Annotated in this window: 12 protein-coding genes and 1 other RNA gene; 7 read left to right on the forward strand and 6 right to left on the reverse strand. The window is 38.6% G+C overall.

What is annotated here, in order from left to right; all coding sequences use genetic code 11:
* Together ACKI5B_RS08690 and ACKI5B_RS08695 are read left to right on the forward strand one after the other, a co-directional pair.
* Nucleotides 1–110: IS3 family transposase (locus ACKI5B_RS08690; protein ID WP_407425619.1), on the forward strand; the 110-nt coding region annotated here is incomplete at its 5' end.
* Between the two features lie 117 nt (nucleotides 111–227).
* Nucleotides 228–983, forward strand: a complete 756-nt coding sequence (locus ACKI5B_RS08695) for a DNA/RNA non-specific endonuclease (protein WP_407427821.1) — start codon at nucleotides 228–230, stop codon at nucleotides 981–983.
* Nucleotides 984–994: 11 nt separating this feature from the next.
* On the opposite strand, the gene ffs is transcribed toward ACKI5B_RS08695, so the two are convergent.
* Together ffs and dnaX are read right to left on the reverse strand one after the other, a co-directional pair.
* Nucleotides 995–1,089, reverse strand: an RNA gene (gene ffs / locus ACKI5B_RS08700) — signal recognition particle sRNA small type.
* A gap of 58 nt (nucleotides 1,090–1,147) precedes the next feature.
* On the reverse strand, nucleotides 1,148–3,121 hold the full coding sequence (dnaX, locus tag ACKI5B_RS08705; protein ID WP_407427823.1) for a DNA polymerase III subunit gamma/tau: 1,974 nt from the start codon (nucleotides 3,119–3,121) through the stop codon (nucleotides 1,148–1,150).
* A 73-nt stretch (nucleotides 3,122–3,194) separates the two neighbouring features.
* Here dnaX and ACKI5B_RS08710 point away from each other — a divergent pair, with 73 nt between their 5' ends.
* The gene (locus tag ACKI5B_RS08710) at nucleotides 3,195–4,049 is read left to right on the forward strand and encodes an ATP-binding cassette domain-containing protein (RefSeq protein ID WP_407427825.1); all 855 of its coding nucleotides are present in this window, start codon (nucleotides 3,195–3,197) and stop codon (nucleotides 4,047–4,049) included.
* On the opposite strand, the gene ACKI5B_RS08715 is transcribed toward ACKI5B_RS08710, so the two are convergent.
* From ACKI5B_RS08715 to ACKI5B_RS08730, 4 genes are all read right to left on the reverse strand, one after another.
* Nucleotides 4,024–5,376, reverse strand: coding sequence for a sensor histidine kinase (locus ACKI5B_RS08715; RefSeq protein WP_407427827.1), 1,353 nt, complete (start codon nucleotides 5,374–5,376; stop codon nucleotides 4,024–4,026). The genes ACKI5B_RS08710 and ACKI5B_RS08715 overlap by 26 nt on opposite strands.
* Nucleotides 5,377–5,445: 69 nt before the next feature.
* The gene (locus tag ACKI5B_RS08720; protein WP_407427829.1) at nucleotides 5,446–6,156 is read right to left on the reverse strand and encodes a response regulator transcription factor; all 711 of its coding nucleotides are present in this window, start codon (nucleotides 6,154–6,156) and stop codon (nucleotides 5,446–5,448) included.
* A 69-nt stretch (nucleotides 6,157–6,225) separates the two neighbouring features.
* On the reverse strand, nucleotides 6,226–6,903 hold the full coding sequence (locus ACKI5B_RS08725; protein ID WP_407427831.1) for a hypothetical protein: 678 nt from the start codon (nucleotides 6,901–6,903) through the stop codon (nucleotides 6,226–6,228).
* Nucleotides 6,904–6,994: 91 nt separating this feature from the next.
* Nucleotides 6,995–8,044 carry an HD domain-containing phosphohydrolase gene (locus ACKI5B_RS08730; protein ID WP_407427833.1) on the reverse strand — a complete coding sequence of 350 codons (1,050 nt, stop codon included), beginning with the start codon at nucleotides 8,042–8,044 and terminating at the stop codon, nucleotides 6,995–6,997.
* Between the two features lie 107 nt (nucleotides 8,045–8,151).
* Here ACKI5B_RS08730 and ACKI5B_RS08735 point away from each other — a divergent pair, with 107 nt between their 5' ends.
* The 4 genes from ACKI5B_RS08735 to ACKI5B_RS08750 form a co-directional block, all read left to right on the forward strand.
* A complete protein-coding gene (locus tag ACKI5B_RS08735; RefSeq protein WP_407427835.1) occupies nucleotides 8,152–9,594 on the forward strand; it encodes an NAD-binding protein in 1,443 nt (480 codons plus the stop codon).
* 37 nt (nucleotides 9,595–9,631) lie between these two features.
* The gene (gene era / locus ACKI5B_RS08740) at nucleotides 9,632–10,567 is read left to right on the forward strand and encodes a GTPase Era (RefSeq protein WP_407427837.1); all 936 of its coding nucleotides are present in this window, start codon (nucleotides 9,632–9,634) and stop codon (nucleotides 10,565–10,567) included.
* 2 nt (nucleotides 10,568–10,569) lie between these two features.
* Nucleotides 10,570–11,766: an OmpA family protein gene (locus ACKI5B_RS08745; protein ID WP_407427839.1), complete on the forward strand. Its 1,197-nt coding sequence runs from the start codon at nucleotides 10,570–10,572 to the stop codon at nucleotides 11,764–11,766.
* A gap of 18 nt (nucleotides 11,767–11,784) precedes the next feature.
* A partial coding sequence (locus ACKI5B_RS08750; RefSeq protein WP_407427841.1) for a BadF/BadG/BcrA/BcrD ATPase family protein occupies nucleotides 11,785–12,209 on the forward strand: 425 nt, incomplete at its 3' end.

Below are 12,209 nucleotides of genomic sequence, written 5' to 3' on the forward strand. Positions count from 1 at the left end.
AAAAAGAATTAGTTGAATATTTGTCTTGGTACAACGAAAAAAGAATTAAGGTTAAATTAAAAGGACTGACCCCTTTACAATTCAGGAATCAGTCCTTAAAATCAGCCTAGTTAAAGTGTCCAATAATTGGGGTGCACTTCACCGGATTAAACCGGCTTTTTTTTTATTAAAATAATCTACAAAAAATCTGAAAAGTATAGTATCATATAATAAAAGGAAGGTTAAAAATGAGAAAGTTTATTATCATGTTACTAGCTGTCACCCCGTTGTTTGCTCAATCATTAAAAGTTGATTTACCATCTCCAAACGGCAAAGATTTTTACTCAATTCAAAATACAAATTATTCACTCGGCTTTGCAGAAAATTACGGAATTCCGGTCTGGTGTATGTATAAACTCACACCGCAGATGCTCATCGGAACTGCCCCCTCTTCCAGTGACTGGCAGATTGATTCCCGTGTAAAAGGCTATAAAATCACCCCAAAAGATTTGACAGGCCAGAATCTTGAAGCAGTTCAACTCTATCCAAAAGATCATGCGCAAAATGATTCAACTGCAAAAATGTCAACATTTTATACATCAAATGTAGTTTTTATGAGCAAACAGCTTAAAGACACCATCTGGAAAAATATTACAAAAAAATCAGAAGAATTAGCTGCACAGTATGGTGAAGTTTATGTTTATACAGGTCCAGTTTTTGACCGGGATCCGCTTAAAGTAAAATATACAAATAACAACAAGATTGCAGTTCCATCATATTTTTATAAAATCATTCTCTATAAAAATGACGGGGCATATGAAAAAAAATGCTACAGGATTCAGAACAGAATTCCAGGCGATTATGAAAGAAACTGCGATCCGGATGAATTTTTATTCAATCTGTATCAGCTTGAAGCAGACACCGGCATAGATTTTTTTGACCGCGAAATAGATGCAAGTTTCCGTCAGGAAAAAATGAAATACCTTGAAAAACAGGTAAAATAATTTAAAACAAAAAAGGTCAGGGGAACCATGCACAATTCTAAACATCATAGAGCTGCTGCTTCCGCCCTGACTCGGTTTTGAAGAAAGAATTTGCTGGCGCCTGACCAACGAATGTAATTTAACATAAAAACCAATTCAAATCAACACACCCGCATTTTTTAATATTATTCTTCTTCGTCTTCAGAAGCTTCTGATGAATTTTCTGAAGCTGCTTTTTCCTGCTGTTTCTGGGCTGCTTCTGCCGCAATTTCCTGCTCTGTTTTAACCGAATGACCGACAATCTGGCCTTTAAAAACATCGCACAAGATTTTTACCTGCTCTGGAGCAGTCTGTTCAACCGGTGTTGTTACAACCTGCCTTAAGCTGACTTCAAATTTAACCTGTTCACCGCACATTTCCGAAAGAAATTTTGAAATTTGAGGAGAGTGCGAATCCAGCTGCATTTTGAGATAGCTTGAAGACACCTGCGTTATTACAGTTGAACCGGATTTTGTCCATGCGCCGGTCTGATACAGAGAAGAGCCGAGCATAGGATCCCGCATTGAGAGCTCTTTTATTGCAAGTTCCCTGAAATCTGACGAGTTATTCTGGAAAACAGTTGATTGAACCGGTGCCGCTGTTTGTTCAGGCGGCACAGCTCCGCCCATGCTAAAAGATGGAATACTTCCCGAATTTTGAGGCGTTGGATCTGGTGGAGCAAAATCTTCGCTCATGTCAGGCGGAACGGACTGCTGCTGTTCCTGAGGGTCAGAAAAAGCTGGAGGAGGCGCAAAAATATTTCTTGCAGGAGCCGCCTGCTGCTGAGCAGAAGTTTCCTCGCGGGAAGGCATCTGTGTAATTATGCGGTTAAGGTAAGGATTAGCCGACTGCGCTGCTGAATTTTGTACAGTATTCAAAGCCTGAGCTGAGCCGGAAGTTTGTGCAGCGGTATTCTGATGAGCTGTCTGAAGATTTTGAGAGGAAGCTGCTGGCCGTGGCTGAGAAGCACTGGAGCCCTGCATTAAAAGAGATTTTGCTTCATCGATTGCTTTTTTAACTTCGGCCGGTGAAACATACTGATTAAGCCAGCTCAAGCGTGAAAAGGCCAGTTCAAGCTCGTACCTTGGAGAAAGTGAATAGCGGATATCGCGGTAAAGCTGCAGAAGAATTGAAAGAGCTCGTTCAAGCTGAACCGGATTCCATGTCTGAAGCACAATTTGAGAATATCTTTCACGTGACTGACCAAGAAGAGATTCCTTTGAAATTCCTGCGCGGATAAGCAAAAGAGAACGCAGATATTCAGTGCAGTTTACGATGAACTGTTCGATGGAAACACCATTCTGTAAAAATTCGTCGATTTTAAGAAGTGTTTCCTGAGTTTTGTTCTGAGCTGCATCTTCAAAAATTGCATTAAGTCTGTCTACACCGACAAGACCGAGCTTATCGCGGATTTTATCGTAAGTAATGTGGTCGCCAGAGAATGCTGCAACCTGGTCAAAAAGAGTATAGGCATCGCGCACAGAACCGGTAGATTCCCTTGCAACCCAGTAAAGTGCTTCGTCATCTGCCTTAATATTGATTTCTGCAGCTGCTTCAGCAAGAAGCTGTTTTACCCGTTCAATCGGAACAAGACGGAAATTAAACTGCTGACAGCGCGACTTGATTGTAGCCGGAACTTTCTGGAGTTCAGTTGTAGCAAAAATAAAAATACAGTATGGAGGCGGCTCTTCGATTGTTTTAAGCAGAGCATTAAAAGCCGAGGTAGAAAGCATATGTACCTCGTCGATAATGTAGATTTTGTATCGTGAGCTCTGAGGAGGAAATAAAACTTCGTCTTTAATCTGTCTTACATCGTTTACGGAGGTATTAGATGCACCGTCGATTTCGATTACATCTGTACTGCTTCCTTTTGTAATTTCCAGACACTGCTGGCATTTTCCGCATGGAGTTGATGTCGGGCCATTTGCACAGTTCAAAGCCTTTGCTAAAATTCGGGCAGTTGAAGTCTTTCCACAGCCACGCGGGCCTGAAAAAAGATAAGCGTGTGCGATTTTTTGTGACTGAATTGCATTTTTTAGTGTTTCTGCAACAAATTCCTGACCTGCAAGAGCCTCAAAAGCCTGCGGTCTGCGACGGGTCGCTGTTACTTCGTAAGACATAAATAGAATAATACCCTAAAAATGAGCTTCATTCAATCTTCTCTTTCTAACGAAATTTCATTATCTTAATTGTATGAACAATAACAATTTTCTTGAATTTAATGATGTTACTTTTACATATCCGCCGGTTGAAGGCGATTTAGACGAAAACGAAAAACAGATTGAAAGCAAACCTGTCTTTGAACACTTTTCAGCACAGCTCCCGGAAGGATTTGTTAGCTTTGTCGGTCAGAACGGCTGCGGAAAATCAACTTTAATGCTTCTTGCAAGCGGCCGTCTTAATCCTGATTCTGGAACAGTTACGCTTTTAGGTAAAAATCCTGCCGTTCTCGATGACGAAAACAAAAATCTTCTTGCTTCTGTAATTTATCAGAATATGGAATTTGAAACCGAAGACAAAGTTAAAGAGCTTCTTTCGTTTGTTTATCAGAACGGCTCTTTAAAGGGAAATGCAAAGGCAATCCGCAATGAAAACAAAAATCTTCTCGATGAGACAATCGAAGTTTTTGAACTTTCTAATGTGCTTGAACATCCGCTCACAAAGTTGAGTAAAGGTGAAATTCAGCGCGTTCTTCTTGCATTCGGTATTTTGTATGGAAGCCAATCTCTCTTTATGGATGAGCCTCTTTTTGCCCTCGAAAATTACCAGAAAGAAAATGCACTTTCTTATCTCAAAGAATTTGTGCACAAAACAGGTAAATCAATTTACATTTCAATGCACGAGCTTGATTTAACAAAAAAATATGCTGATACAGTTCTGCTTTTCTATCCAAACCGCGACATGGCACTCGGCACACCAGAAGAAGTTCTTACCCGCGACGAGGTCGAAAAGGCTTACGGTGTTCCTTACGCAATGCTCAAAGATCACGAAAACTTAAGCAGAGAATATTTGAATTCACTTTCTAATCAGAAAAAGGAAGCTCAATAATAAAGCAGGCTCCGTGAGGTTCGGCATTTTTTGCAGAAATTGAACCGCTAAGGGCTGTAATAAGGGTTTGGGCGATTGAAAGCCCAAGTCCCGAGCCGCTTACTGAACGGGTATGAGCTTCGTCTCCACGGTAAAACCTTTCAAAAATATGCGGCAGGGTCTCTTCTGAAAAGCCCGGTCCGTCATCCAGTTCTTCAAGAATAACTTTTTCATCTTTTTGCGTTGCGCTAAGAGTGATTTTACAACTTCCACCGGAGAATTTTACGCTGTTTGATATTAAGACTGTCATAATCTGATGAAGCATTTCACCATCTGTTGTAAAAGTAAAATCATCAGAATCATTCTGAGAAGAAATTTCGTAATTTAATGAAGAATCCGGTGAAATTGTCTGAACTTCTTCTGAAAGCCGGTCAAAAAGACTTTTTATGCTGAGAGAAGCAAACTGTGGTTTAATTCTTCCGCTTTCGATTCTGGAAATCTGCAGCAGATTTGCAATAATGGACTGCATGGATTTTCCTTCCTGCTTTATTGCGTTGAGAGATTTTTCTAGCTGTTCAGGATTATCCTTACCCCATCTCAAAAGAAGCCCCGTCTGTCCGAGAATTACTGTAAGCGGAGTATTTAATTCATGTGAAACATCACTTGAAAACTGTCTTTCACGGTCAAAATCTCTTTTTAGCTGACGGAAAAGTTCATTAAAAGTCTTTGAAAGTTCGTCAATTTCATCACCACGGCCGGATAAAGGAAGCCGTTCATCTAAATTTGTAATTCTGATTGACTGTGCCGCTTTTGTAATTTTTACAACCGGCTTTATTGTTTTTTTTGTGATTAAAAGTAAAATAAAAAAAGAAACTATTAAAATTGGTATTACAGTTAAAATTATGGCACGCGGGAGCAGATTAAAAACTTTACCTAAAGAATCATTATCAATATTTATTGCAACAGAGACTATATAATCCTTTGAATCCACCCTGTGAATTTTAGAAAAATAAAGAATATTCAAATCACCATCAAAGAAATAATCTTTTATAAAAAGTTTTTCAATTTTACCGCTGGAATCGGCCAGAAACGGCAGGAACGGGTCATTTGTCGAAATTAAATTATATTCCCCGGTTTCGTAAACAAGATATGTAATGTAATAAGGAATTTCCTGAGTTAGATTTAAAGGCTTCCCGGGAGTATCATTCAGAATTAATTCCTGACTGGCATTAAAAACAACAGCTTCCGCATTTCTTAATTCGTTCTGCTGATTTGAAAAAATCACAGACCGGGTGTAATAAAGAAAAATCAGTGAAAGCAGAATAACTGCCATTGTGAGAAGAAACATAAACTGCAATGCCAGCCGGATTGCAAACGAACGAAAAAATAATTTTAAATAGCGGAGCTTCATTGGTTTTTAAGCCATCATATAACCGGAACCGCGTACAGTCTTTATGTATTCGTCGGTTGTAAAGGCTTCGATTTTTGAGCGGATATATCCGACATAAACATCAATCGTATTTTCATCAATAAAGTGACCTTTTCCCCAGATAACATCGATTATTTCGCTGCGGGTAAGAACTTTATTTTGATTTTCCATGAAGCATTTAATCATCATGTATTCAGTTTTAGAAAGCGAAATTTCTTTTTCACCGAATTTACAGCACATTTTGCTTGGAATTAAAGTAAGGTTTTTGAATGTTGGATTAGCTTCAATTTCAGGCTTTGTAAATGTAATTCTTCGGAAAAGCGCATTAATTCGTGCCAGCAATTCTTCAAATTCAAACGGTTTTGGAATGTAATCATCTGCACCCATATTAAGCCCGTTAATCCGGTCAATTGACTCACCGCGTGCGGTTTCAAGAATTATAGGCACTTTTGATACAGCACGAATTCTTCGCAATACTTCCAGACCATTGAGTTCAGGCAGCATGACATCAAGCAGAATTAAATCCGGATTTTCAGATTCAAACATTTCAAGTGCCTGACGGCCTGTTTCTGCAAGTTTTGTTACAAAGCCCTCATGTTCGAGTTCAGGTATAATAAAATCGGAGATTCCTTTATCATCTTCAACAATTAAAATTTTTAAATTTTGAGTTAATGCGTTTTTTTCGAGTAAATTTTCCATTTTTGACTCCCATATTCAAAAATATTCCCATCTATAAGAGTTACACGAATTTCGAATAAAATCAACTTTTTATTTTGGGATTTCAAGAACCTGAGTATATGTAATTTCAGTTCCGTCAAAAGATTTTATACCGGTAATTTCAATTGTAAAGCGTTCTTTTTTAACTGGCAGGACAAGCTTTACAGTATCACCTTTTTTGTTAAAAGAAAAATTCATTTTTTGAGAAATTTCTTCGCCGTCAATCTTTATTGAGGAATATGAAAATGAATGTGGATCCAGAATTTTGTTGAATATAATTTCGAGGCTGATATTATTTGATGATAATCGCTCGGTTTTAATTCTCTGCGGAGAAAATGAATCTGAAGGCATGGCTGTTCTTACACCACGATAATTAATCTGTTCTTCTTCAAAACCACCGGAATTTGAAGTTTTTGAAACTGCAGGTTCATCCTGAGTTTGAACTTCAGGTGCGGTCTTTTTTTGCTGAGAGGCAGCCGGTATTGTAGGATCACGTGTAGATTTACTGGAACTTCTTCCCGGAGGAGGAGGAACTAATCCCTGATTTGATTTTGATGTATTTGGTCCTGATACAAAAGAATCGCCGTTTGAATTTCTTGGACTTCGAGATGGAGGTTCCCGTCTGGAATTTCCGCCCTTATCCTTTGGACCTGTGCCTTTAGAAGGAGCTGAGAATGCTAAGAATGAAAAAACTGATAAAAGAATAAAAATTAAACCTAATCTCTTCATACATAACATTATAATTCTTTTTATAATAATTAAAATTAGAAATTGAAATTTATCTGTTAAGAGTTTTCTTAGATTAATCTTAAATAAAGCACTAAAAATTAGATTCGTCTTCCCTCATAGTGTATTCGGTGTCTTCATCAATCATTTTTAAGAAAATTTCTGTAATTTCAGGATCAAAATGTGTCCCTTTGCACCGTTCAATTTCTGCACGGACTTCAGCCTGAGGTCTTACCGTTGTGTAAGTTCTTTTTGAAGTCATTGCATCATAAGCATCTGCAACAGCAATAATACGCGCTTCTTCAGGAATCTGCTGCCCTTTTAAGCCGTCCGGATAGCCGGTTCCATCATAATGTTCATGATGCCATCGGGCTCCAATTGCAAGACCGGGCAATTCGGTAATGTTTTTTAAAATATTGTAGCCTGTAATAGTATGTTCTTTTATGTCGGCATATTCTTCGTCTGTAAGTCTGGAATCTTTTCTGATTATACTGCCCGCAACTCCGATTTTACCGATGTCATGAAGCAGCCCCATTGCATAAATATCTTCCAGAAACTGCTCTGAACGGCCAAGCCGGCGTGCAATTTCTTTTGAATATTTTGCAACTCTGAAAGAATGACCCCGCGTGTAATGGTCTTTTGCATCGACAGTACTGGAAAGAGCAAGCATAATCTGCTGAGTAAGACGTTTTAATTTACCTGCCTGTTTGTCAACTTCACGCTGCAGATTTTTTTGAAGCAGGGAAAGTTCGATTGTATTCTGAACACGCTGAATTAAAATTCCCGGAATAAAAGGTTTTGAAATAAAATCAACAGCTCCTTCATGCAGACCGCGGATTTCTGTTTCATTATGTTCGTCACCTGTCAGAAAAATTACCGGAATTGAAGATGTCTGAGTGCGGGCTTTTAATTCATGTAAGACTTCAAAACCATCCATACCTTTCATAAAAACATCAAGAAGAATCAAATTTGGTGAATGATTTTTTACATATTCAAGACATTCTTCGCCTGAAGATGCTGTTGTTACAAGATAATTTTTGGTTTCAAGGATTCTGCGTGCCAATGATGTCATCATAGTTGAATCATCAACAACAAGAATTTCTATTTTTTTGGACATGGGAACTTCATTTTCATTCAGTGCCATAATTCAAAATCTCCGACTTTTTTAATTAAAACTATCTTAATGAATTTTTTATTTTAATGCGATACTTTTTTTTGATATTTTCCAGATAACACGCTACAATGATAAAAATGAAAATCGTAATCGTTGGTGCAGGATTTACCGGCACGCAGCTTGCTAAACGGCTCATAAACGGCAAAAATGATGTTGTTCTCATAGACAATGACGAAGATGTTGTCAGACACGCTTCAAACCGCCTCGACTGTAATGTAATTCAGGCAGACGGAAACAATCTTGATACTCTTGAAGAAGCAGGTATTGAAACCGCAGATGCACTGGTATGCGTTACTTCCAATGATGAAGTAAATATGATTACCTGTTCACTCGTTGATTCTGTTTATCCGAAAATCTTAAAAATAGCCCGTGTACGAAATTATGCTTATTATGCAAATACAAGCACTGCAATTCAAAAGCACGCCTCTAAACTTTCCAGCGAAAACCGGCATCTTTACGGAATTGATTACATGATTCATCCTGATGTTGAAGCGGCAGAAGCGATTGTAGCAGCAGTAGAACATGGAGCTATTACAGATTCACTTCAGTTCGAAAATTCTTCATACGAACTTATTCGTGTGACAATCGAAAATGAAAGCCGCCTTGATGGCATCGCTCTGCAGAACATGCGTAAATTAACCGAAAAACATTTTCTGGTTTGCTATATTGAAAGTGATGGCGAAACTTCCCTTCCAAGCGGCGCAACAATTCTTCACGGCGGAGACTGTCTTGGCGTTTTAATGAACCGTGATGATTTACCGGAAATGCTCAATCTCTGCGGTTCAAAATTAAAAGATGTCAAAAAAATTGCTCTGGTCGGAGCAAACAGAATCGGAACGATTGTCGCAGAACGCTTAATCAAAAAGGAAAGTTCCAGCAAATTTAAGAAATTTTTCGGATTCAAATCACGTATTTCTCAGGAATTCGTAATTGTTGACTCAAACGAAGCAAATGCAAAGGCTGCAAGCGAAAAATTTCCGGGAACCCGTGTCTTCTGTGCTGATGTAACCGAAGAAGGTTTTGTTGAAGAAGAAGGTATCGATAAATTTGACCTTGTAATCTGTGCCACATCAAATTATGAGCTGAATATGGTCATGGCAGCTTACATTGAATCTCTTGGAGTCGAAAACAGTATCGCACTTGTTGCAAATGCCGCTTTTGGTGAAGTTGCCCGTAAAATCGGAATAGAAGTTGCAGTTCCAATCAGGGATTCAGTTATAGACAGCATTATGAGTCATTTGCGCGGAGACAGCGTTACCGGAATTCACTCAGTTAATGGCGGAAGTCTTGAAATTGCAGAAATTATTGTACCAAAAGAAAGCGAAATCAAAGGTAAAGCACTTAAAGACATAGCTGAAAACGGAAAATTTCTGGTAATGCAGGTGCAGAAAAAAGGCGATGAAAACTATTCAATTCCAGGCGGAAATACAGTTCTTGATGAAGGCGATAAAATCGTTCTGATTATCAATGCGGCAGAAAATGAACATGTAATGAAAAAATTTGCCATGAATGAACTTTAGCTTTAAAAATCTGTAAAAATCCGCTAAAATGCTCCCTATGAACAATAATTCTGAAATTTCTGAATCAGAAAACGAAATTCCTCCAGTTGGCGATAAGACAGCTCTTGTTACAATAATCGGCCGGCCTTCTGCCGGAAAATCAACGTTTTTGAATACAGCAGCCGGCGAAAGAGTTTCCATAGTAAGCGCCGTTCCTCAAACTACGCGTAATGCAATCCGCGGAATTGTAAATACCTCACTCGGACAGCTGGTTTTTATTGATACGCCGGGTTATCATGACTCCGAAAAGAAAATGAATCTCCGGATGAGAAATATTGTTGCAGACGGGTTAAAAGATTCTGACTTAATTCTCTACATCATAGATTCAACACGAAATTGTGCTGAAGAAGAACGGCTTATTACTGAACTTCTGGAAAATCATCAGGATAAAATTGTAATTGCTTTAAATAAAATCGATGAGCAGAATACTCTTAAAGAACATGCAAGAAAATTTATTAAAGCAAATTTGCCGTCAGTTCCGGAAAACCGGATTTTTGAAATTTCTGCCAAAAATGACACAGGTATCAACGAAGTTTTAAAAGCTCTTTACGATATGGCAAGTGTTGCACCTCATCTTTACAGTGAAGAATTTTATACAGATCAGGAAGTTGATTTTAGAATTGCCGAAGTAATACGTGAACAGGCAATTAATCGTCTTGAACAGGAATTACCGCACGCAATATATGTTCAGGTTGCCGATTTAGAACAAAAATCACCTAATAAAATGTGGTGCCGGGCCTTTTTATGTGTTGAAAAAGAAAGCCAGAAAGGAATCGTAATCGGAAAAGGTGCCCAGATGATAAAAACCATCAGGGTTGAAAGCATCAAAGCTTTAAGAAAAATTTTCGACTATAAAATTGATCTTGATTTACAGGTAAAAGTTGACAAAAACTGGAGACAAAAAGACAACACTCTAGACAAACTGTTAAATTAGTTATGAAAAAGACTCTGATTACATTCATAGCATTTTTATCTGCAGCATCATTATTTTCTCAAACAAAACTTGCTTATTCCGGGGATTCCGGATATACACTGGTTGAACGGACTAATTTACGCCGCTATGTTAACGGGAAATATTCAGGTCTTACCAGCCGGGAAGTCCGTTCTTTTGTAAGCAGAACCTCGGCTCCAGATGGAATCCGTTCATCAAAGAAAGATAACTGGTATGACGGTAATTTTTTTGTAAGCGAAGACACTCTGCGGTATTCTAAAACAGCAGCAGCCGGAGTTCATGATTCAATTCCTTCAGTTTTTAAAATTTCTTCGACCGGCAGAATGTCAATGCTGGTAGATAACGGATATCCGGCATTCAGAAGTTTTCCCTCATACACTTCAGAAGCTCTCAGACAAGGCGATTCCTGGAAAGCTGAAGCTGAAAGAGCTGTTGATCCGCTAAACAAAGGTGTTTTTACAAGGATTCCGATTCTTGTTTTATATACTTTTTCAGGTGAAGAACTTTACAAAGGAGAAAATGTATATAGAATCAAGGCAATCTGGCAGACAAACTACGGGTTTTCAAATTTTGACCGGGATCCAAAGGGAGATGATTCTCTTGTCAAAGCAACCGGCGGTCATAAAGCTGACATTATCGTACGAGCTTCTACAGGCGAAGCAGTTTTAATAAGCGATAATGTTGATGAAACTTTTTATTATACCGATGGAAGCCAGGTAAATTTTAAAGGCACAATTACTCAATTTACAGAATATCCGCCGGCAATCGACAGAGAAAAATTAATTACTGCAATTAACAGGATTGCAAAGCCTGATATAAGTTTTGAAGAAACGCCTGCAGGCTTAAAACTTTCCCTGAAAGACATTAAATTTATGCCTGACAGCGATGAAATTTTACCTTCAGAAAAATCCCGTCTTGATGAAATTGCAAAAGTTTTAAAGATTGCTAAAAATTCACACTTTTTAATCGAAGGTCATACAGCAAGTACAGGAAAGCCTGCCGGAGAAAAATCACTTTCAGAAAAACGGGCCAGAAAAATAGCTCTTGAGCTTTCTGGAAGAGGATTACCTGCAGATAATTTTATCTGCCGTGGATTAGGCGGCAGTAAACCTGTTGCAGATAATGAAACCGAAGAAGGCCGCGCTCAAAACCGGCGCGTAGAAATTACAATTTTACAATAATTATTTTGAGGTCTTATTTTGTCAGAAAAAGCATTGCGAATGGGAATCGATGTCGGTTCCACAACTGTTAAGATTTTAATTTTAGATTCTAAAGAAAACGAAATAATTTACACTCACTATGAACGCCACCACGCTGAACAATGGGCAACTACGCAAAGGCTTTTGAAAGATGTTGCTGAAAAATTTCCAGGTCAGCGTTTCAGAATTGCGGTGTGCGGTTCGGGCGGAAAGCCGATTTCTGACAGAATTGGTTCTCACTTTGTTCAGGAAGTTGTTGCAAACTCAGCTGCTGTACGGAATCTCTATCCTCAGAGCCGCACTGCAATCGAACTTGGCGGTCAGGATGCAAAAATCATTTTCTTTTATGACGATGACGGGCGGCTTGTAACTTCCGACATGCGCATGAACGGAAGCTGTGCGGGCGGAACCGGTGCTTTTATCGA

This window comes from Treponema sp. (genome assembly GCF_045657965.1).
In the GTDB taxonomy this organism is placed as follows: domain Bacteria; phylum Spirochaetota; class Spirochaetia; order Treponematales; family Treponemataceae; genus Treponema_D.

Excerpts from the sequence above, each read along its gene's own strand:
- ACKI5B_RS08695 (WP_407427821.1), top strand. The coding sequence starts at position 228 with ATGAGAAAGTTTATTATCATGTTACTAGCTGTCACCCCGTTGTTTGCT.
- dnaX (WP_407427823.1), bottom strand. The coding sequence starts at position 3,121 with ATGTCTTACGAAGTAACAGCGACCCGTCGCAGACCGCAGGCTTTTGAG.
- ACKI5B_RS08710 (WP_407427825.1), top strand. The coding sequence starts at position 3,195 with ATGAACAATAACAATTTTCTTGAATTTAATGATGTTACTTTTACATAT.
- ACKI5B_RS08715 (WP_407427827.1), bottom strand. The coding sequence starts at position 5,376 with ATGTTTCTTCTCACAATGGCAGTTATTCTGCTTTCACTGATTTTTCTT.
- ACKI5B_RS08720 (WP_407427829.1), bottom strand. The coding sequence starts at position 6,156 with ATGGAAAATTTACTCGAAAAAAACGCATTAACTCAAAATTTAAAAATT.
- ACKI5B_RS08725 (WP_407427831.1), bottom strand. The coding sequence starts at position 6,903 with ATGAAGAGATTAGGTTTAATTTTTATTCTTTTATCAGTTTTTTCATTC.
- ACKI5B_RS08730 (WP_407427833.1), bottom strand. The coding sequence starts at position 8,044 with ATGGCACTGAATGAAAATGAAGTTCCCATGTCCAAAAAAATAGAAATT.
- ACKI5B_RS08735 (WP_407427835.1), top strand. The coding sequence starts at position 8,152 with ATGAAAATCGTAATCGTTGGTGCAGGATTTACCGGCACGCAGCTTGCT.
- era (WP_407427837.1), top strand. The coding sequence starts at position 9,632 with ATGAACAATAATTCTGAAATTTCTGAATCAGAAAACGAAATTCCTCCA.
- ACKI5B_RS08745 (WP_407427839.1), top strand. The coding sequence starts at position 10,570 with ATGAAAAAGACTCTGATTACATTCATAGCATTTTTATCTGCAGCATCA.